Source organism: Nocardia amikacinitolerans (assembly GCF_900215415.1).
In the GTDB taxonomy this organism is placed as follows: domain Bacteria; phylum Actinomycetota; class Actinomycetes; order Mycobacteriales; family Mycobacteriaceae; genus Nocardia; species Nocardia amikacinitolerans.
Genome location: NZ_OBEG01000004.1, coordinates 1 through 19,571 on the forward strand (window position 1 = coordinate 1; position 19,571 = coordinate 19,571).

The 19,571-nt window shown below is 68.6% G+C and carries 18 protein-coding genes; 8 read left to right on the plus strand and 10 right to left on the minus strand.

All coding sequences use genetic code 11. From position 1 onward, the window contains the following. A partial coding sequence (locus tag CRP45_RS18435) for a circularly permuted type 2 ATP-grasp protein (protein WP_179830920.1) occupies positions 1–1,920 on the minus strand: 1,920 nt, incomplete at its 3' end. A 339-nt stretch (positions 1,921–2,259) separates the two neighbouring features. Between CRP45_RS18435 and CRP45_RS18440 the strand changes: the two genes are divergently transcribed. Beyond that, positions 2,260–2,466 (plus strand): hypothetical protein, encoded by a 207-nt coding sequence (locus tag CRP45_RS18440; RefSeq protein WP_067789845.1) that lies wholly within the window; start codon positions 2,260–2,262, stop codon positions 2,464–2,466. Positions 2,467–2,477: 11 nt separating this feature from the next. Here CRP45_RS18440 and CRP45_RS18445 read toward each other — a convergent pair whose 3' ends face one another. Then, positions 2,478–3,113, minus strand: a complete 636-nt coding sequence (locus CRP45_RS18445) for a Uma2 family endonuclease (RefSeq protein ID WP_097246152.1) — start codon at positions 3,111–3,113, stop codon at positions 2,478–2,480. A 106-nt stretch (positions 3,114–3,219) separates the two neighbouring features. On the opposite strand from CRP45_RS18445, the gene CRP45_RS18450 reads away from it, so the two are divergent. Beyond that, positions 3,220–3,864 carry a hypothetical protein gene (locus CRP45_RS18450; RefSeq protein WP_097246153.1) on the plus strand — a complete coding sequence of 215 codons (645 nt, stop codon included), beginning with the start codon at positions 3,220–3,222 and terminating at the stop codon, positions 3,862–3,864. Between the two features lie 3 nt (positions 3,865–3,867). Here the strand turns inward: CRP45_RS18450 and CRP45_RS18455 are convergent, their stop codons facing one another. The 3 genes from CRP45_RS18455 to CRP45_RS18465 form a co-directional block, all read right to left on the minus strand. After that, entirely contained in the window at positions 3,868–4,488 is a 621-nt protein-coding gene (locus CRP45_RS18455; RefSeq protein WP_097246154.1) for a LysE family translocator, read from the minus strand. Positions 4,489–4,601: 113 nt separating this feature from the next. After that, positions 4,602–5,210 (minus strand): recombination mediator RecR, encoded by a 609-nt coding sequence (recR, locus tag CRP45_RS18460; protein WP_097246155.1) that lies wholly within the window; start codon positions 5,208–5,210, stop codon positions 4,602–4,604. A gap of 15 nt (positions 5,211–5,225) precedes the next feature. After that, positions 5,226–5,567, minus strand: a complete 342-nt coding sequence (locus tag CRP45_RS18465) for a YbaB/EbfC family nucleoid-associated protein (RefSeq protein ID WP_067789836.1) — start codon at positions 5,565–5,567, stop codon at positions 5,226–5,228. A 130-nt stretch (positions 5,568–5,697) separates the two neighbouring features. On the opposite strand from CRP45_RS18465, the gene CRP45_RS18470 reads away from it, so the two are divergent. The 3 genes from CRP45_RS18470 (at position 5,698) to CRP45_RS18480 (ending at position 7,619) form a co-directional block, all read left to right on the plus strand. Continuing rightward, positions 5,698–6,360 carry a hypothetical protein gene (locus CRP45_RS18470; protein ID WP_245910221.1) on the plus strand — a complete coding sequence of 221 codons (663 nt, stop codon included), beginning with the start codon at positions 5,698–5,700 and terminating at the stop codon, positions 6,358–6,360. A 74-nt stretch (positions 6,361–6,434) separates the two neighbouring features. After that, the gene (locus tag CRP45_RS18475; RefSeq protein ID WP_097246156.1) at positions 6,435–7,262 is read left to right on the plus strand and encodes a MerR family transcriptional regulator; all 828 of its coding nucleotides are present in this window, start codon (positions 6,435–6,437) and stop codon (positions 7,260–7,262) included. 6 nt (positions 7,263–7,268) lie between these two features. Further along, positions 7,269–7,619 carry a VOC family protein gene (locus CRP45_RS18480; protein ID WP_097246157.1) on the plus strand — a complete coding sequence of 117 codons (351 nt, stop codon included), beginning with the start codon at positions 7,269–7,271 and terminating at the stop codon, positions 7,617–7,619. Between the two features lie 70 nt (positions 7,620–7,689). Here CRP45_RS18480 and CRP45_RS18485 read toward each other — a convergent pair whose 3' ends face one another. Next, positions 7,690–8,124 (minus strand): SRPBCC family protein, encoded by a 435-nt coding sequence (locus CRP45_RS18485; protein ID WP_067789826.1) that lies wholly within the window; start codon positions 8,122–8,124, stop codon positions 7,690–7,692. A gap of 225 nt (positions 8,125–8,349) precedes the next feature. On the opposite strand from CRP45_RS18485, the gene CRP45_RS18490 reads away from it, so the two are divergent. Both CRP45_RS18490 and CRP45_RS18495 read left to right on the plus strand, forming a co-directional pair. Beyond that, entirely contained in the window at positions 8,350–9,789 is a 1,440-nt protein-coding gene (locus CRP45_RS18490; RefSeq protein ID WP_097246158.1) for an FAD-binding oxidoreductase, read from the plus strand. After that, on the plus strand, positions 9,786–11,102 hold the full coding sequence (locus tag CRP45_RS18495; protein WP_097246159.1) for a class I SAM-dependent methyltransferase: 1,317 nt from the start codon (positions 9,786–9,788) through the stop codon (positions 11,100–11,102). The genes CRP45_RS18490 and CRP45_RS18495 overlap by 4 nt, the downstream gene beginning before the upstream one ends. 18 nt (positions 11,103–11,120) lie before the next feature. Here the strand turns inward: CRP45_RS18495 and CRP45_RS18500 are convergent, their stop codons facing one another. Both CRP45_RS18500 and CRP45_RS18505 read right to left on the minus strand, forming a co-directional pair. Further along, positions 11,121–14,693 carry a serine/threonine-protein kinase gene (locus CRP45_RS18500; RefSeq protein WP_097246616.1) on the minus strand — a complete coding sequence of 1,191 codons (3,573 nt, stop codon included), beginning with the start codon at positions 14,691–14,693 and terminating at the stop codon, positions 11,121–11,123. Between the two features lie 202 nt (positions 14,694–14,895). Continuing rightward, positions 14,896–15,537, minus strand: a complete 642-nt coding sequence (locus CRP45_RS18505; RefSeq protein ID WP_097246160.1) for an SgcJ/EcaC family oxidoreductase — start codon at positions 15,535–15,537, stop codon at positions 14,896–14,898. Between the two features lie 220 nt (positions 15,538–15,757). Between CRP45_RS18505 and CRP45_RS18510 the strand changes: the two genes are divergently transcribed. Next, on the plus strand, positions 15,758–16,198 hold the full coding sequence (locus tag CRP45_RS18510) for a MarR family winged helix-turn-helix transcriptional regulator (RefSeq protein WP_097246161.1): 441 nt from the start codon (positions 15,758–15,760) through the stop codon (positions 16,196–16,198). A 9-nt stretch (positions 16,199–16,207) separates the two neighbouring features. Here CRP45_RS18510 and CRP45_RS18515 read toward each other — a convergent pair whose 3' ends face one another. Both CRP45_RS18515 and CRP45_RS18520 read right to left on the minus strand, forming a co-directional pair. Beyond that, on the minus strand, positions 16,208–17,287 hold the full coding sequence (locus tag CRP45_RS18515) for an esterase-like activity of phytase family protein (RefSeq protein ID WP_218841168.1): 1,080 nt from the start codon (positions 17,285–17,287) through the stop codon (positions 16,208–16,210). Between the two features lie 133 nt (positions 17,288–17,420). Then, positions 17,421–19,571 (minus strand): 3-hydroxyacyl-CoA dehydrogenase NAD-binding domain-containing protein, encoded by a 2,151-nt coding sequence (locus CRP45_RS18520; RefSeq protein WP_097246162.1) that lies wholly within the window; start codon positions 19,569–19,571, stop codon positions 17,421–17,423.

Genomic DNA, 19,571 nt, shown 5'->3' on the forward strand with positions numbered 1-19,571 from the left:
CTCCCCGCCACCCGGCCCCCCGCCGAGGGCCCGGGCTTCCCCACCGCCCAACTCCGACTCCGCGCCACCCGAGGCCCCCTCGGCAAGCGCGCCGCCGTTTCCGATCACCGCCTCCGGTGCGTCGCAGCAGGTCGTCGCGGCCAGCGCCGCCATCAGGACCGGCAGCGCCTCCGCGCCCTCCAACCACGGGCGGTAGCGATAGTCCTGGTAGCGGTCGTGGGTGGCGATGAGCAGGCGCACCGCCGCCTCCGCGCGCTCGCAGTACCGGCCCATCCAGAACATGTCGTTGAGCACGCGGGGCGAGCTGATCTCCTCGACGATCGGCGCGGCCCGCCGCTCGCGCTCCTCGCGCGGCGTTTCGGCGCCTACCGCGGTCGTCGCGGCGGGCGCGGCGCGCACCCACACGTCCTTGGCGGCGACCTTGATCACCACCCGGTCCGGCTCGGTGCGCTGGCGCAGCTGGCCGAGGCCGCCCGCCATCGCCGTGTAGCCGCCGCGGCGGGCCAGCGAGAACAGCCGCATGCCCACCGGCGCCGCGGCAAGACCGCCGTACCCGCGCACGGCCGGCGCCACCGAGAACTGGGCCGGTTCCTGGCCGACCCACTTCCAGCCGTCCACCTCGATGCGCCGCCGCAACTCCTCGCGCATCGTCGCCGTCAGCTCCGGCCCGAACAGCGTGGCCCCGTCCACCGTCGATCGGATGATGAGTTCGTCCAGATTGGCCAGCAGATGCGAACGCTCGCTCGCGTCGCCGCCCCAGTACGCGGGCGCGCTGTCCAGCAGCAGCTCCTCGCCGAGCAGCGCACGGGAGATACGCGGCAGGAAGCAGGCGAGCGCCGGGTTCTCCAGCAACCCGCTGCCCAGCGTGTTCACCACGGTGACAGCGCCGCGGCGCAACACCTCGACCAGCCCCACCACCCCGAGATGCGAATCCGGCCGCAGATCGAGCGGATCGGAGAACTCCGCGTCCACCCGGCGCAGCACCACGTCGACCCGCTTGAGAGTGCCGAGCGAGCGCATCCACAGCGCGCCGTCGCGCACCACCAGGTCGGCGCTCTCCACCAGCGGGAAACCCAGCGTCGAGGCGAGATACGCCTGATCGAAGGCGGTTTCGGAGTGCACGCCCGGGCTCAGCACCACCACGACGGGATTGTCGTCGGCGACCGGCGCCGCCTCGATCAGCAACAGCCGCATCGCCCTGGCGAACGGGGTGAGCGGGCGCGGGCTGGAGTGCTCGAAGGCCTCCGGGATCGCGGTCGAGACGACGCGGCGGTCGGCCAGCGCGTAACCGGCGCCCGAGGGGGCTTGGGCCCAGTCGGCGATGGCGCGGAATTCGCCGTCGCTCCACCGGCTGATGTCGCAGGCGTGCAGGAACAGCTGGTGGCGGCCGGGGATCGTGATGCCGTGCGCGGCGCGCACATAACCCGCGTTGCCGAACACCAGCTCCGGCGGCAGCAGTCCGGAGGTGATGGTGCGGCGCGAGCCGTAGATGTCGGTGAGCACCTCGTCCAGCACTCGCGAGCGCTGCACGAGACCCGCCTCCAGCCGGGTCCAATCGTCGGCGGAGACCAGCAGTGGAATCGGATCGAGGCGCCACGGCGTCGGGATCGCGGCCTCGCCCGCGCGCATCACCTCGGTGTAGGTGATGCCGTCGTCCTCGATCAGCCTGCGCACCCTGGTGTCCAGCCTGCCGAGCCCCGCCGGGCCGATCTCGACGAAGTCGGCAGAGAGCTCCGACCACATCTGCCGCACGATGCCGTCGGTGTCCACCAGCTCGTCGTAGTAGCCGCCGGTCGGCCTGCCGCACTCGTCGTAGGCGCCGGTGTGACCGCCCTCGGCCCGGTAGCGGGCGAGCTGCTCGGCGATCTGCTCCCGCACGTCGGCGGCCGTCGCCGCCGGGGGCACCGCATCGGCGACCATGCCGACCTCACCTCCGCTGTCAGACGTTTCGCCGTGACGGACGTGCGTCCGGTCCGCGCCGCAACCGGTCGCCGGTCCCCAGGCGGTGCGTCCAGCCGGGCGCGCCGACGTGGGTCGACCGTGGTGCCATCTTCGCACGTGAATCCGCGTGATCGCCCGGAGTCGCGGTGTGTTCGCCCGCCACTGACATAGCACGAATCGGGACGCCCACGCTCGGCGCGCAACCTCTACCACGGCGTATCCCCACCACGCAGGGTTGCCGACACTCCCGCCCGCCTCCCACCGTCGTCCGGACTCGAGTGCTAAGACCGAATGACCAACCGATCGTCAGGAGGTCCCATGCGAGCGACCTGCCCCACCTGCGAATCCGCCGTCGACCACTGTCACGGCACCCTGATCATCCACGCGGCCCGCACACCCGAGTGCACCGACGACGACTGCATCGCCTTCGACCACGCCCGCCACGCCTTCATCATCGACTGCGCAGACCTCGCGGGCGGCTGCGCCTGCACAACACAACCATCCCCCTCCCGCCGCCAAGCCTGACCGCCTCCGGATCAGTCGATACCGTCGTCCAAGTCCTGCCAGGTGGCATAGGTTTCGAAGGGCACGAAGGTCTCGATGGCCGCGGCGCTGCTCCCTCGGCTCCGGTGCCCAGCCGAGACGTACTCGCCTGCCGAGTTCAGAGTCAGCATCTCGATGGACAGGGCGGGGCCGTCGTTGTTGGCCATCCGGGCGATCCAGTAGTTCTCGATGCCGAAGCGGGCGTACTCGGCACGCTTGTCGATCAGGTCCGCGGTGATGGTTGTCGGCGACACGACCTCGACGACCAGCACGGTATCGGCGACGGTCGGCTTCATCTTCCATTTGGGTCTCGGCTGCTCGATGCAGCGGTAGACGATGACATCCGGGCGCTTGTAGTGCAGCGGGACCTCGGAGACGAGCATGTCGATATCGCGGTTCACCCGCAGACACGGCTCGGCCGATCCGCGTTTGGCTTGGCCTTCCAGCAGCGCGCGTTCGATGTTGCGGGCGATCGCATTGTGGTTGGGCGAAGCCGACTCGCGATGGACGATCATCCCGTCCTTGATCTCGACGTCGCGCGACATCTCCTCGGGCATGGCCAGGTAGTCGTCCATATCTACCGGCAAGATGTAGGTCTTCGGCGAAGACCAGTCGAACAGCTCCGACATGTGGCCGTCCTTCAGGCTGGTAGTCGCAGTAATCGTAGGTCAGCCCCGCTTGTCCGGTTCTGGTGCGGGCGGAGAGCCGGTAGGTAGCTCCCCGTACGCTGGCCGGGTGAACTACGACCACGTGTTGTTGCCGTCCGGTGTCGCTGCGAACCTGGCCGAGGTGGAGGCGTACCTGGTCGGGCAGCAGGGGGTGGACGAGGCCGAGGTGGTCGCCGAGATGGCGGCCGAGATCAACGAGGCGAATCTGGAGCTGCCGGAGGAGGACAGCTTTCTCAGCGGTGAGTCGGTGGGTGGGGCGGCGAACGGGTCGGTGCTGCACGTGGCGTGCCCGTACGACGCGATCGGCCACGTGCGGCAGCTGCTTTTCGAGATCGCGACGCCGCGCGACTACGCGATCTACGACCCGCAGCTGGCCTGGCTGATCGATCCCGCGGGCCACGTGCCGGTCACCGTCACCCACGGCGGCGCGGGCACGTTCCCGTACCTCACCAAAGCCCTTGTGGACCAGTGGATTCCGGAACTCGCGCCGCCGAACCCCTACCTGATCGTGGAGCGGGGCGACCACGACTACATCCAGACCTACCGCGGCAAGCCGGGCGAGTACACCGTCGAGTACCGCGACGGCGGTCCCGAACGCCACTACGGCGCCACCCTCGCGGACCCCAAGGCGGTCGCCGACCTGATCTGGTCCTGGACGACGGGCGAAAAGGACGCGATCGCCCGCATTCCGTGGACCCGCGTCGAGTTCTGACCCCTACTGGTTCTGCACGGCGAGCCGCCCCGCGAGCGCAACGAACGACGCACCGAACACCCGCCGCATCCACGTCACCACGACCGGCCGCGCGATGACGTACGTGCGCACCGTCGCCGCGCACGCGCCGTATCCGGCGAACACCACGAAGGTGGCCAGCATGAAGATGCCGCTCAGCTCGAGCATGCGGGCCAGCGCGTTCGGCGCGCCCTCGGGCACGAACTGGGGAAGGAACGCGAAGAAGAAGATGGTCAGCTTCGGGTTCAGGATGTTGAGCAGCACCGCCGAGGTGATCACCTGGCGAGCGCGCGGCGCGGCCCGTTCCGTTCCGGCGTCGGGAATGGCGAGAGCGCCTTTGTCCCGCAGCGTGTTCCACGCCATGTACAGCAGGTAGGCGACCCCGAGATACTTCAGCGTCTGGAAGGCGACGGCGCTGGTGTTCAACAGCGCGGCGAGACCCGTTACCGCCGCGATCATGTGCGGGACGATGCCGAGGGTGCAGCCGAAGGCCGCGACGACGCTGGCGCGCACGCCGCGCGAGAGTCCGGCCGCGAGGGTGAACAGGACGCCGGTACCGGGCGTGGCGACGATGACGAGCGTCGTCAGCAGGAACTCGATGCTCATCCCCCGCAGAGTAATTCGAGAGCACGGCCGGAGGAAGACCCATGCGGACCGCGTACGGCCCGCAAGCACACCCCATCGGACGAAAGTCCCGCGCGGGACTGTGTCGGGGACGCTTACAGCGCGCGCCTGCCGGAAAGCGCTCGCCCGAGGGTCAATTCGTCGGCGAACTCCAGATCCCCGCCCATCGGCAGGCCGGAGGCCAACCGCGTCACCGCGAGCCCGGGAAAATCGCGCAGCATCCGCACCAGGTAGGTGGCCGTCGCCTCGCCCTCGGTGTTCGGGTCGGTCGCGATGATCACCTCGCTGACGTCGACGCCGTCCTCTTGATTGCCGATGCGCGCCAACAGTTCCCGTATCCGCAGCTGATCCGGTCCGATGCCGCTGAGCGGATCGAGCGCGCCGCCGAGCACGTGGTAGCGGCCACGGAACTCACGGGTGCGCTCGATCGCCTGAACGTCCTTGGGCTCCTCGACCACACAGATCATGCTGCGGTCGCGGCGCGGGTCGGCGCAGATCCGGCACAGTTCGCCGTCGGAGACGGTGCCGCACACCACGCAGAACTGCACGCCGTCGCGCACCTTCTGCAAGGCGGCCTGCAGCCGGTCGATCTCCGGCGGTTCCACCTGGAGAAGGTGAAACGCGATGCGCTGCGCGCTCTTCGGACCGACGCCGGGCAGCTTGCCGAGCTCGTCGATCAGATCCTGTACCGGACCCTCGTACAACCGTCCCGTCCTCGATCAGAAATCCGGCAGCCCGGGCAGCGAACCGCCGCCGAGGCCGCCGGAGAGCGGGCCGAGGCGCTCGGCCGCCAGCCGCTGCGCGTTGCTCATCGCGTCGTTGACCGCGCCGATCACCAGATCTTGCAGGCCCTCGACGTCGTCGGGGTCGACAACTTTCGGATCGATGGTCAGCGAGACCACCTGACCCGTCGCCTTGATCCGCACCTGGACGAGGCCGCCGCCCGCCTGTCCGTCCACCTCGGAGGCCGCGATCTCGGCCTGCGCTTCCATCACCGCCTGCTGCATCTGCTGTGCCTGGGCGAGTAACTGCTGCATGTCGAATTGACCACCGGGCTGCACTGCTCGTCCTCTCTCAGGGGAGATTGTCACGGTTCAGCCTAGTCCTCCCGGATATACCGAGACAGTCAGGTCCGGCCCACTTAACCTCGACGTGGGTCGGGTCCCGGTTCGGTGAATTCTGGAGACAGCAATGAGCACAAACCGAGTACTTCTCGTGGGCGCCATGGCCCTTTCGGTCCTCTGCGCCCCGGCGGCCTCGGCGGATTCCGGCGTGGCCCCGGCCGATTCGGCGGCGGTCCCGGCCGATTCGGAGGTGGCCCCGGCCGATTCGGAGGTGGCCCCGACGGATTCGAGCGTTATCCCGGCGGATTCCGACGTGATCCCCGCGGCGTCCGACTACGGCGGCGGGTGCGTGCTGTATCCCGACAACAAGGCCGCGACCTTGGATTCGCTGCGCTTCCGCTGCTCACCGGAACAGCAGGACGCGATCTTCCACGACGCGCCGCAGGGCGCGGTGCCGATGGGCGTCAAGAACGGCTGGGTGGTCCGGCCGAACTACATCCAGGGCATCGCACCGGGCGTGTGGATCGGCAAGACCTTCTACACCGGTCCCGACGGCGGCCACCTGATGAACCGTCTGACCGGCGCGGGCGTCGAGGGCTGGCGGGCCGATGTGTATCGCGCGCCAGCGGTGCTGGACGGCCGCCCGGCCTGGGCGCTGAACTACGCCCCGTCGCCGAGCCCGCCGCTCTACGACGAGATCCGCGAGGTGACCCCCGGCGTCTGGTTCGGCTACTCGTGGTGGCGCGGCGCGCTGCAGACCACCCTGCTGCTGACTTTCGCCTTGGCATGAGCGGACCGAGTGAGCGAACCATGTGCCGGCGGGCCGCTTGACTCTCCAGTCGCTGGAGGGTGTTCGCTGAACACATGACCGCGACCGTCTCGATCGGTGAGTTCGCCAGACTGACCTACCTCAGCGTGAAAACGCTGCGGTACTACCACGACATCGAACTGCTCGAGCCGGTCGAGATCGACCCGGCCTCGGGTTATCGGCGCTACTCGACCGAGCAGGTGGCGCAGGCCCATCTGATCCGGCGCCTGCGCCGCCTCGACATGCCGCTGCCCGAGATCAAGTCCGTGCTCGCCGCGCCGGACGTCGCCGCGCGGGACAGCGCGCTGCGTGCGCATCTGGAGCGCATGGAGGCGGAATTGCAGCGGACAAGGGCGGTGGTCGCGTCGCTGCGTTCGCTGCTGACCGAACCCGCGCCGATCACGGTGAGCTACCGGTCGATTCCGGCATTTCCGGCACTGGCCGTCGTCGGCTTCGTCGAGCGCGACGGCATCGAAATCTGGTGCGGACAGTCGTTCGCGCTGCTCTACCAGACCTTGGCGGCAGCGGGCGTGCAGCCCGCGGGGGTCGGCGGCGCGACGTACTCGCCGGAATTCTTCGAGAACGACGAAGGCGAGGTGGTCGCCTTCGTGCCGATCCCCACCCGCGACGCCATCGAACCGCCCGAGGGCCTCGACGTGATCGAACTACCCGCGCGCCACTTCGCCATCGCCGTGCACAGCGGCCCCTTCGAGGACTTCGACCGCACCTACGGCGCGCTGGGCAGCCACGTCGCCGAACACGACACGGCACTGCCGGAGCCGGTGCGCGAGCTGTACCTGGTGGCCCCGAACGACACCGACGACCCGACCGCATACCGGACCGAAGTCTGCTGGCCCATCGGCGGACGCCGAGAACAGGAGTGAACGATCATGACGCTGTCCATCGCCAACGTCACCTTCGACTGCGAGAACGCCGCGGCGCTCGCCGGATTCTGGGCGGAGCTGCTCGAGCAGCGCGTCGACGAAGGAGCCAACGAGTTCTTCGCGACGGTGGGTAGGGAGTCCGGGCACAAGCCGCTACTGATGTTCATCAAGGTGCCGGACAAGACGCCGGGCAAGAACGTCGTCCACCTGGATCTCGCCTCGACCGAGTGGCGCGAACAGATCGACCGCGCGGTCGCCCTCGGCGCGAAGCACATCGGCGATTTCGACGAGTACGGCGGGAACTGGGCGACGCTCGCCGACCCGGAGGGCAACCTCTTCGACATCGGCAAGGCCTGATCGAATGGCGACGGCGCGGCCGGACCTCATCCAAAGGTCCGGCCGCGCCGTCGCTCGATTCGCTACCGGCTCAGGCCAGTTCGCGCTTCAGGTTCTCCAGCACCTCGGCCTGGATCTTCTTCAGCCCCAGCGGCGCGAAGATGCCCTCGAAGATGCCCGAGATGCCGCCTGCCCCCTTCCACGTGGTGCGCAGCGTGATCTGCGCGCCGGCGCCCTCCGGCGTCACCGTCCAGGTGTTCACCATGGTGGAGTTCGAATCACGCTCGGTGACAATGGAATCCGCCACCGAAACGACGGCGTGCACGTTACGGACGCGCTTCTCGGTGGCCTGCAACGTCCACTCGGCGACGGTGCCGGCGCCCTTGCCGCCCTCGACGACCTTGTAGTCGCGGTAGTGCGAGGAGAGAATGCGCGGGCGCACCGTCTCGTAGTCGGCGATGGCCTCGAGCGCGCGCTTCGGATCCGCGTCGACGGTGATCGAACTGCTGGCGCTGACCTGTCCCACAATGAGCTCCTTGTCCGGATGCGGTGTCTCGACCGCCCCCTATCCTGCCCTGCGCCCGCGCGTGCGCGGCGTCCAGGCTCACGTTGTCCTACCGCGTGTTCGACCGGACGACTGCCACGCCGAACGCCGGGTATTCCCGATGCAACATTCCCGTGACATTTATCCCGGCTCGATCGTTTATCAGTGGTCGAAGATCACGGTGCGTACTAGCGTCGAGGGGTGGCAGTGAGTCTGTTGGGGAAGGCCGGTCACAGTCCGGCCGCACGCGAATCAGGGTTTGCCGCGCACCGAGCGGGTGTGGATCGCCTTCTGGCGAGTTACCGCGCCATACCCGCGGACGCCAACGTGCGGCTGGCGAAGAAGACCTCCAATCTGTTCCGAGCCAGGGCCAAGAACACCGCGCCCGGCTTGGACGTTTCCGGCCTGACCCAGGTCGTCGCGGTGGATCCGGACGCGCGGACCGCCGACGTCGCGGGCATGACCACCTACGAGGACCTGGTGGCCGCGACCTTGCCGTACGGGCTGGCGCCGCTGGTGGTTCCGCAGCTCAAGACGATCACCCTCGGCGGCGCGGTGACCGGCCTCGGCATCGAGTCCACCTCGTTCCGCAGCGGCCTCCCGCACGAGTCGGTGCTGGAGATGGACGTGCTGACCGGAGCGGGCGAGCTGATCACCGCCCGGCCCGATGGCGAGCACGCCGGCCTGTTCCGCGGCTTCCCCAATTCCTACGGCACGCTGGGGTACACCGTCCGGCTGAAGATCGAGCTCGAGCCCGTACTGCCCTACGTGGCGCTGCGCCACGTGCGGTTCCGCGACCTGCGCGAACTGGAGGCCGCGATCACGCGGATCGTGGACGAGAAGTCCTACGACGGCGAGCGGGTCGACTACCTCGACGGCGTCGTGTTCACCGCCGAGGAGAGTTACCTGACGCTCGGCAGGCAGACCGACGAGCCAGGTCCGGTCAGCGACTACACCGGGATGGACATCTACTACCGCTCCATCCAGCACGACGGCGCGCGGCCCAAGCGCGATCGCCTGACCATCCACGACTACCTGTGGCGCTGGGACACCGACTGGTTCTGGTGCTCGCGCGCTTTCGGCACGCAGAACCCGAGAATCCGCCGGTTCTGGCCGAAGCGCTACCGGCGCAGCAGCTTCTACTGGAAGCTCGTCGCCCTCGATCACAAATACGACATCGGCGACAAACTGGAAGCCCGCAAGGGCAACCCGCCGCGCGAGCGGGTGGTGCAGGACATCGAGGTCCCGGTGGAGCGCACCGCGGATTTCGTCGAATGGTTCCTGCGCGAGATTCCCATCGAGCCGATATGGCTGTGCCCGCTGCGTTTGCGGGAGACCGCCGCGCCCGCCGCGACCGGACGTCCCTGGCCGCTGTATCCGATCGAGCCGAACCGTACCTACGTCAACGTGGGATTCTGGTCGGCCGTGCCCACCGTTCCCGGGCAGCAGGAGGGCGCGGCCAACCGCGCCATCGAACGCACCGTGACCGAGTTCGACGGGCACAAATCGCTGTATTCCGACGCGTACTACGAAAAAGACGAGTTCGCGGCGCTCTACGGCGGCCAGACCTACACCGAACTGAAGAAACGCTACGACCCGGACCAGCGCTTGCTGGATTTGTATTCGAAGGCGGTGCAACGGAAATGACGACATTCAAGGACCGTTCCGACGTGTTCGCGGACCTGGGAACCAAACTGAGCATTGCCGAGATCTTCGAGACCCTCGTCGACGGCGAGGTCCCGATTCGCCTGACCGCCTACGACGGCAGCGCGACCGGGCCGGAGGATTCGGACTACACCCTCGACATCAAGACCCCGCGCGGTATCAACTACCTGGCCACCGCGCCCGGCGATCTCGGCATGGCGCGCGCCTACATCGCGGGCGACATGACGGCGACCGGCGTCCACCCCGGCGACCCGTACGAGATCCTGAAGGCGATGCAGGACTTGAAGTTCCGCCGCCCGTCGGCGCTCGCGCTGGTCACCATCGCGCGCTCGCTCGGCTGGGAGCGGCTCAAGCCGGTCGCGCCGCCGCCGCAGGAGACGCTGCCGCGCTGGCGCCGGATCGCGTTCGAGGGTCTGCGCCACTCCAAGACCCGTGACGCGGAGGCCATCCACCACCACTACGACGTCTCGAACACCTTCTACGAGTACGTCCTCGGTCCCTCGATGACCTACACCTGCGCGGCCTACGGCGACGAGAACTGGACGCTGGAGCAGGCACAGGAGAACAAGTACCGCCTCGTCTTCGACAAGCTGCGCCTGAAGGAGGGCGACCGGCTGCTCGACATCGGCTGCGGCTGGGGCGGCATGGTGCGCTACGCGGCTCGGCGCGGCGTCAAGGTCATCGGCGCGACCCTCTCGGCGGAGCAGGCCGAGTGGGCGCAGCGGAAGATCGCCGAGGAAGGGCTCTCCGATCTCGCCGAGGTGCGGCACTCCGACTATCGCGACGTGCCAGAGGGCGAGTTCGACGCCGTGTCCTCGATCGGTCTCACCGAACACATCGGCGTGCACAACTACCCGTACTACTTCGAATTCATCAAGAACAAGCTGCGCGACGGCGGCCTGTTCCTGAACCACTGCATCACCCGCCCGGACAACACCCGCACCACCAAAGCGGGCGATTTCATCGACAGGTACGTCTTCCCGGACGGCGAGCTGATCGGCTCCGGCCGCATCATCTCCGAGATCCAGAACACCGGGCTCGAGGTGCTGCACGAGGAGAACCTGCGCGAGCACTACGCGCTGACCCTGCACGAATGGTGCAAGAACCTGGTCGCCAACTGGGACGCCTGCGTCGCCGAGGTCGGCGAGGGAACGGCCAAGGTCTGGGGCCTGTACATGGCGGGCTGCCGACTCGGCTTCCAGCGCAACGTGGTTCAGCTGCACCAGGTGCTCGGCGTCAAGCTCCCGCCCAACGGTGCGTGGACGGTCCCGCTGCGTCCCTGGTGGGAAGCCTGAGCTGACGCTGCCCGCCCTTCAGTCCAGGAGTTCCTCCAGGAACAGGGCGGGTAGCGCCGCGTCCTCCAGCTGCTCGGGGGACGCGTGCATTTCGGAGCGCAGCACGCGCAGGATGGCGACGACACCGGGGCCCGCGTCCAAGAGTGGACGGGTCCAGCCCAGTTCGGCGCAGGTGGCGGCGGCGGGGAGCAGCAGGCCGGTGGCCTCGCCGACCCAGCCGGACGCGGCGAGGCATTCGGCGAGCAGCAGCGCGGTGTCCAATTCCGCTCGGGGACGGTCCTGTTCGAGCATCCGGCCGTGCAGGGCGCGGGCGCGGCGCACCGCGGTGTCGTCCGAGCGCGGCGGCTTCTGCGCGAGCAGGCCGCGGATGCCCGCGATCTCCTCGGCCTCGGCGGTGAGCGCGGCCGAGCCGACCAACCGGTGGTGGACCACGCTCAGCGCTTCGGAATGCCCGTCGCCGTGCGCCAGGTACTCCACGGGTAGGCCGAGCCGCAGCCGTTCGGCGCGGATGTGCGCGGCGAGCCGGACCAGGCGGTGCTCGGCGGCAATCCTTGCGCCCTCGTCCAGCCGGGCCGCGGCGGTCGCCAGATCGCCGAGCACCGCCTTGATCCGCGCTCCGGTGACGAACGTCGGGATCAGGAAGTCGACCGGCCCGATCCGGGTGACCAGCTGGTGACTCTCGTCGAGCAGCCGGTCGGCGACATCGAGATCGCCTCGGCGGTAGTTCAATTCGCCGAGCAACGCCGAGGCCACCCGCACCGCGTGCGATCGCGGACCCGAGCGGAGCCGCGCCGTCTCCCATGCCTGCTGGAAACACTGCATCGCCGTGGCGATGTCGAGCTGCTCGTAGGCCGCCGCGCCCTGCCCGCACAGCCCGAACACCACGCCGAGCGGGTCCTTGGAGCTGGCGTGGTACTCGGCCGCCCAGTCCTGGATGCTGCGGGCGCCGTCGAAATCGAACTGGCACAGCCGCACGAACGAGGTCAGGTTGGCCGCGGTGGAGACCGTCCACGCGGGCAGCTCCTCGGGGTGCTCGAGGCAGTCCGCGACGCGGTCGAGCACGCCCTCGGTGTGGTCGCGCGCGATCTGGTCGGCGGCGGCGAGCACCGCGGCCTCGCACCGCTGCACGACCACATCGGCGTCACCGGAGGAGCCGCGGGCGAGCATGTTCGACAACCTGCCCAACGCGCTGCGCGCCGCGCTGGACTGTTGCAGGTTCACATTGGCCCGCGCCACCGCCATCAGCAGCTTGGACCGCGAAGCCACCTGCTGCACCGGCAGTTTCGACACCGTGCCGAGCAGGGTGGCCAGCCGGGAGGCATCGATCAGGTCCATGCCGCCGCCCTCGACCAGATCCAGCGCCATCTTCAGATCCGTCGCGGCAAGCGCGTGGTCCACCGACTTGCGCAGCAGCTGGTGTTCGGCGTACCAGCGGGACGCCTTGCGGTGCAGCGACTTCAGCTTCCCCGGCTGGGTGCGTTCCAGCCGGGCGCGCAGATGCTCGGCGAACAGCGGCTGCATCCGGTACCACTCCGGGTCGTGCTCGATGCGCCGCAGGAACAGCTCGCGCTGCTCGGCCTGGGCGAGCAGCAGCTCGGCCTCGCTGTCGTCGGAGAGGGCGGCGGCCAGCGACGCGGAGACGCGCTCGGTCACCGAGATCGAGCTGAGGAAGTCGAGCATCCTCGGTTCGAGCGCGTCGAGCACGTTCTCGGCGAGATATTCGCGGATGCCGTGACTGCCTTCGGAAAGCGTCGCGATCAGCTGTTCCGGGTCGACGTTGCCGCGCAGCGAGAGGCTGATCAGCTGGATGGCGGCCGGCCAGCCGTCGGTCGCCTCGTGGATCTGCTCCACTTGCGCCTCGGTCAGCGCGAAACCGTTGCGGTCCACCAGAATCTGCTTGGTCTCGGCCACGGTGAGCCGCAGCGCCGCGGACCCGATCTCGACCAGTTCGTCGTGCACCCGCATCCGGCTGGTCGGCAGGCCGGACTGCTCCCTGCTTGTCACCACGAAACGCAGGTGGTGGCAGCCGTTGTCGAGCAGCGCCTCCATCGCGCGGTGCGTACCGGGATCGGTGATGCGGTGCCAGTCTTCCACCACCACCACGACGGTCTCCCCGCCCGCGTGGATCTCGTTGATGAGCGTGGTGATGGCGTAGGGCACCGCGTCGCCCGCGTGTTCCTCCAGCGCCTGGTCGAGCCCGGCGCCGATATCGGGGCGCACCCGGTGGATGGCCTGGATGAGGTGGGCGAGGAACCAGATCTCGTTGTCGTCGTCGCGGTCGATGCCGATCCACGCGACCGGCACCCCGCCGCCGCTGAGTTCCGCGCGCCACTGCGCGGCCACCGTGCTCTTGCCGAACCCCGCGGGTGCGTGGAGCACCGCGAGCCTGCGCCGCCCGCCCGCGCGCAGGATGTCGAGCAGCCGGGGTCGCGGCACCGGCTCGAGGACCGGGGTCGGCGGGTGGAATTTCGTCGCGGCGGTTGGCGGGAGGGTGGTCGCGCCGGTCGGGTGCTGCGAGACGGCGGGACGCAACGTCAACGGCCAGCTGCGCCGGGTCACCGCGGGGCGGGTGCGCGTGGACGGTTGCGCCTCCACCACCGGACGCGCGCCGTCGAACTCCTCGAGCAGCCCGGTCGTGTCGAGCAGCGCCATCTCGTCGGGCAGCTGGCCGTGTTCCACCTGCACCGAGCGCAGCAGCGTGCCGAACTCGTACGCCGATTCCGGTCGATCGGCCGGATCGGGCGCCATGGCCCGCTCGATCGCGTCGGCCACATCGGGCGGAATGTCCTGCTCGCGCAGATCCGGCACCGGCTGGGTGGTGATCCGCAGGAACTGCGCGACCACCCGCTCCCCCGCCTGCCTCTCGAAAGCGGCGTGGCCGGTGAGCAGGGCGAACAGCGTGGCCCCGAGACCGTAGATATCGGAGCGGACGGTCGGCTCCTCGCCCTTGAGCACCTCCGGCGCGGTGAACGCGGGCGACCCGGTGATCAGGCTGCTGGAGGTGCGAAAGCCGCCGGGAATCCTGGCGATGCCGAAATCGGTGAGCTGCGGTTCGCCGTAGCCGCTGAGCAGCACGTTGGCCGGTTTGACGTCGCGGTGCAGGATTCTGGCGCGGTGCGCGCTCTCGATCGCGCCCGCCAATTTCACGCCGGCCCGCAGCGAATCCGCCCAGGTGAGCGGGCCCTGCTCGCGGATGAGCTGTTCGAGCGAACCGTGTGTGCAGTACGGCATCACGATGATCGGCATACCGCTGGCGGTGACGTCCACCTGCAGGATATCGACGATGTTGGGGTGGCCGGAGAGCCTGCCCATGGCCTGTTCCTCGCGCAGGAAGCGTTCCCGGCTCTCGATGTCGATCTCGGAGGAGAGCACCTTCACCGCGACGACCCGTTCCAGCGCGACTTGCAGACAGCGGTACACCACGCCGAAACCGCCCCTGCCGATCTCGACGGCCCCGGAGAGACCCATCGCCGCGAGTTCGTCGGCGATGCCTGCCAGCTCGGGGCGTGGGGTGTCGCGCTGGGTATCCGCGCCGCGTCGCGTATCGATGCCGCGCGTATCCGAATCGGCCGGGGCCGCGTCGGGACTCATCTTGCCCGAACCCCTCTGTGGATTCACGTGACCACCTCGAATGCACATCGAATCGGCGTCACCGGCGATCGTGGAACACGCCGACATCGGGCACCGGTGCCGACCTGGTGTCCGAATTGTCTGCGCATACTCCAACGTAGCGCGGTGCGGGGCCGGAGGGGTGAAGATTGCCGCAGTGTCGTCCCATCGCGACGACGCGCGATCAGCGCTCGGCGGCCGGCCTCGTGTCGGGCGCGAACAGGAACGAGATCCGCTCCATGACGTTGGCGCGCTTGGTGTTGTGGAAGGCCGCGATCAGCCAGCGTCCGTCCTGCTCGACCAGGGTGTAGGTCTGGATCTTGGTCAGCTCGTCGGCGCCCTTGCGTTCGCCCTTGTAGGTGTCGCCGCGGCTGGTGACCACCGCCGTGCCGGGACCGTAGAACCGGATGCCGAGGTAGGAATCGGCGAGCTTGGTGCCCTTCAGGAAACCGTCGAACAGCGCGCGGTGCGCTTCGACGAGATCGTCCCTGCCCTCGTAGTAGGTGCCGACGTAAGTGGTGTACGTGGCGTCCTCGGTGAAGACGCTGCCGAAGGCGTCGGCGTCGCCCGCGGCCCACGCGTCCGTGAGCCGGTCGAGGGCCGCGCAGATCTCCGCTGCGGCTTCCGGCGTCGCGGCGGCTCCGGACGGGACGGCGTCCGAGCAGTCCGAGGTCCCCAGATTGCGCACCTCGGCCGTCTTGTCCAGCCAGAGGTATCCGCCGCCGACGGCGAGTCCGAGCGCGAGCGCCGACGCGGCGAGGACGCGGATCGCCTTGCGGCGACGCGGGTGCGCGGTGCTGGTTGTGGCCGAATCGATGGTGGTCATGACGCCCTCCGTGATAGATTACTGCGTAGAAGAACTTTCTTCGCCGAAGATTTCTCTTCGTTGAGGAAGAGATTAGGAGACGGAGGTAATCGTGTCAACAGCGCGATCGGACGCAATGCGATCAGATGCAAGGCGGTCGGACGTAGGGCGATCCGCTTCCGCGCGATCGGACTCAGCCCAATCGGACTCGACGCAACCGGGCACAGCGCAACCGGAGGCAATGGCGCGATCGGAGGCGAGCGCGGTCTATCGCCGCTATCTGAGCGCGCTCATGTTGCACGGACAGGCCGGAGCACGGGCGGTGGACCTGGGCGCGACCGACCTCTACGCGCTCAACGTCCTGGAACTCGGCGGCCCGATGACGCCGGGCGAACTCGGCGCGCGCACGGGTCTCACCACCGGCCCGACCACCCGGCTGGTCGACCGCCTGGAAGAGGCCGGGTACGTCCGGCGAGTCCCGGTGCGCGGCGACCGGCGCAAGGTCACCGTCGAACTGGTCGAAACGCCCGCGGAACTGGATCGCGTGCTCGGCCCGGCCCGGCGACGCGTCGGCGAGATCATCGCCGAATATCGGCCCGAGCAGCGTGAGCTGTTGTTCGACTACTTTCGCAGGGCCGCCGACGCGTACTTCGAAGCGACGGAGGAACTCCGCGCCGACTGAGCTCGGTGCTCAGCGCACCGCGAGCGCGACGATCTGGGTGATCTGGTTCTCGGCGAAGTTGTCGTCGCTGACCAGCACCAGCGTCCGCTCGCCGGACGGCAGCCGCGGTCCCCATGTCATGCCCTCGATGTTGTCGATGTGCGAAAGGCCGACGTCGTCCAGGTCGACGAGCAGCCGCTTGGCGACCGGACGCGCGTTGCCGAGCGGCGCGTCGAGCACGTTGGTCGCGCCCGCGATGTCGGCCTCGTAGACGCGGATTCTGTTGCCGACGCCGTCCACGAACGCGCGCTCGAGCACCAGGAACTTCGTCGGGTCGAGCGGGTCGGCGGCCAGGATCGAGGCGACGCCGTTGCCGCCGCGCCCCGGTTCGGGCCGCGACTCGGCGAACACCGGCTCCATCGGGTACGCGTACTGCGCGAGCAGCGGTCCGGACCGCGCCCGCACGGTGATGCGCGAGATCGCGCCCGAGCTCACGGTCGCCTCGGGTCCGTCTTGGAGCAGCGGCCCCTCGATCGCCGTGACGAACAGCGCGCCGCCCGCGGCGAAGGTGGCGGCCTCCAGCACCGCGTTGCGGCGCGGCCCGGAATCCGGCCGCATCCGCTCGTTGTCCGGGATCGGCAGTTCGGCAACGAACGTCCCGTCCGGCCGCGCGACGCGCACGGCCGGATCGATGAGCACGTCGCCCGCGCGCTCGCCCTCCTGGGTCCAGAAGTAGTCACCGGTCCACGGATCGACCCGAATCTCCTCGGGGTCAACGGATTTCGGTGGGTACAAGCCGCCGTCTGCGGTGCGCAGCGGCCGAGTCCCTGTGAATGTCACCGGGCCGACGCCTTGGTCGTCGACGGTGAAGCGGGCCGTATAGCCGCGGGCGGGTGCGCGTTCCGAGCGGTCGTCGCTGATCAGCACGTACTCGTCGGTGGCGGGCCGATAGTCGATGCCGGAAAGCCCGCCGACGGTGGTTCCGTGAAAGTCCATGCCGTGCGGCAGGATCTGCTGACCCAACAGCCGCACATTCGGTTCCGCCTGCGCGGCGGGCATCGTGACGACCGAGGCCGCGACGGCGAGAAGGAGTCCGATCTTGCTGCGCACGAGCCACACGGTATCGGCACTCGCGGACCGCGCGGTGAACTCCATCGGAAATCCGGCCCGGAGACGGCGAAAGCCCGCCACCGCGAAAAGCGGTGGCGGGCTTCGCCGTTGCGTAACTACCTACGCGGCGCGATTACTTGCGCAGCGAGGCGGGAACCTCGAAGCGGTCGCCGTACTTGGCCTTCAGCTCGTCGGCGCGAGCCACGAAGGCCTCCTGGCCGCCCGGGTAACCGACGATGAACTGGTGCACACCACCGGTCCAGGCCGGGTAGCCGATGCCGAAGATCGAGCCGATGTTGGCGTCGGCGGTGGTCTCGAGCACACCCTCGTCGAAGCACTTCTGGGTCTCGATCGCCTCGATGAACAGCATGCGGTCGATCAGGTCCTGGATCGGCACGTTGAAGTCGGTGACCGACTTGAAGTGCTCGCGCAGGCCCGGCCACAGGCCGGTCCGCTTGCCGTTCTCGTCGTACTCGTAGAAGCCGGCCTTCTCCAGGCGACCCGGACGACCCTCGTTCACCATGTACTCGATGACGTCGATGGCCGGGTGCCGCTTCTTGCCCATGGTGGCGTCACCGCGGGCGATGGCCTCTTCGGTCTCCTTGGCGATCTTCAGCATGAGCTTCATGTTCAGCTCGTCCGACAGCTGCAGCGGCGCGGCCGGGTAGCCCGCCTGCGCGCCCGCCTGCTCGATGGTCGCGGGCTCGATGCCCTCGCCGAGCATGGCGATCGCCTCGTTGACGAAGGTGCCGATCACGCGCGAGGTGAAGAAGCCGCGGCTGTCGTTGACGACGATCGGGGTCTTCTTGATCGCGAGGGTGTAGTCGAACACCCGGGCCAGCGCCTCGTCCGAGGTCTTCTCACCCTTGATGATCTCCACCAGCGGCATCTTGTCGACCGGCGAGAAGAAGTGGATGCCGATGAAGTCCTCCTGGCGCTTCACGCCGGTGGCGAGACCGGTGATCGGCAGGGTGGAGGTGTTCGAGCCGAGCAGCGCGTCGGGGGTGACGATGTCCTCGATCTCCTGGAACACCTTGTGCTTGAGCTCGGTGTTCTCGAAGACGGCCTCGATCACGAAGTCGACGCCCGCGAAGTCGGCCGCGTCGGCGGACGGCTTGATCCGATCCAGCAGCGCCTTGGACTTCTCCTCGGTGGTCTTGCCACGGGAGAGGGCCTTGGCCTCGATCTTCTCGGAGTAGTTCTTGCCGCGCTCGGCCGCCTCGATGGTGACGTCCTTCAGCACGACCTCGTAGCCGGCCTTGGCGGAGACGTACGCGATGCCCGCGCCCATCATGCCGGCGCCGAGCACGCCGATCTTCTTGATCTCCTTCTTCGGCACGTCCTTCGGACGCGAGCCGCCGTTGTTGATCGACTGCAGATCGAAGAAGAACGCCTGGATCATGTTCTTCGCGACCGGGCCGGTCAGCAGGTGCACGAAGTAACGCGACTCGATGAGCGAGGCGTTGTCGATGTCGACCTGCGCGCCCTCGACCGCGGCGGCCATGATGGCGCGCGGCGCGGGCATGTTCGCGCCCTTGATCTGCTTGCGCAGGTTGGCGGGGAAGGCCGGGAGGTTGGCGGCGAAGGCCGGGGTCGACGGAGTGCCGCCCGGGATCTTGAAGCCCTTCTTGTCCCACGGCTGCACGCCGCCCTCGGGGTTGGCCTTGATCCACGCCTTGGCAGCGGGAACGAGCTCCTCGACGGAACCGACCAGCTCGTTGACCAGGCCGATCTCCTTGGCCTTTGCCGGCTTGTTGCGCTGGCCCTGCAGCAGCACCTGCATCAATGCGTTCTGCAGGCCGAGCATGCGCACGGTGCGGATGATGCCGCCGCCCGCGGGCAGCAGGCCGAGGGTGGCCTCCGGCAGACCGATCTGCGAGCCGGGGACGTCGGCGGCGATGCGGTAGTGACACGCCAGCGCGATCTCCAGGCCACCGCCGAGCGCGGCGCCGTTGATGGCGGCGACGACCGGCTTGCCCAGCTGCTCCAGGCGACGCAGGGCGCTCTTGATGGTGCCCAGCTCGTCCATGAGGGCCTGGCCGTCTTCCGGGCCGACCTTCATCATGTTCTTCAGGTCGCCGCCTGCGAAGAAGGTCTTCTTCGCGGAGGTCAGCACCACACCGGTGATGCTGTCCTTCTCGGCCTCGAGCCGGTCGACGGTCGCGGTCATCGACGTCTTGTACAGCTCGTTCATCGTGTTGGCGCCCTGGTTCGGGTCGTCCATCGTCAGTACGACGATGCCGTCCGAATCCTGCTCCCAACCGATCATGTTGGTTTCGCTCAC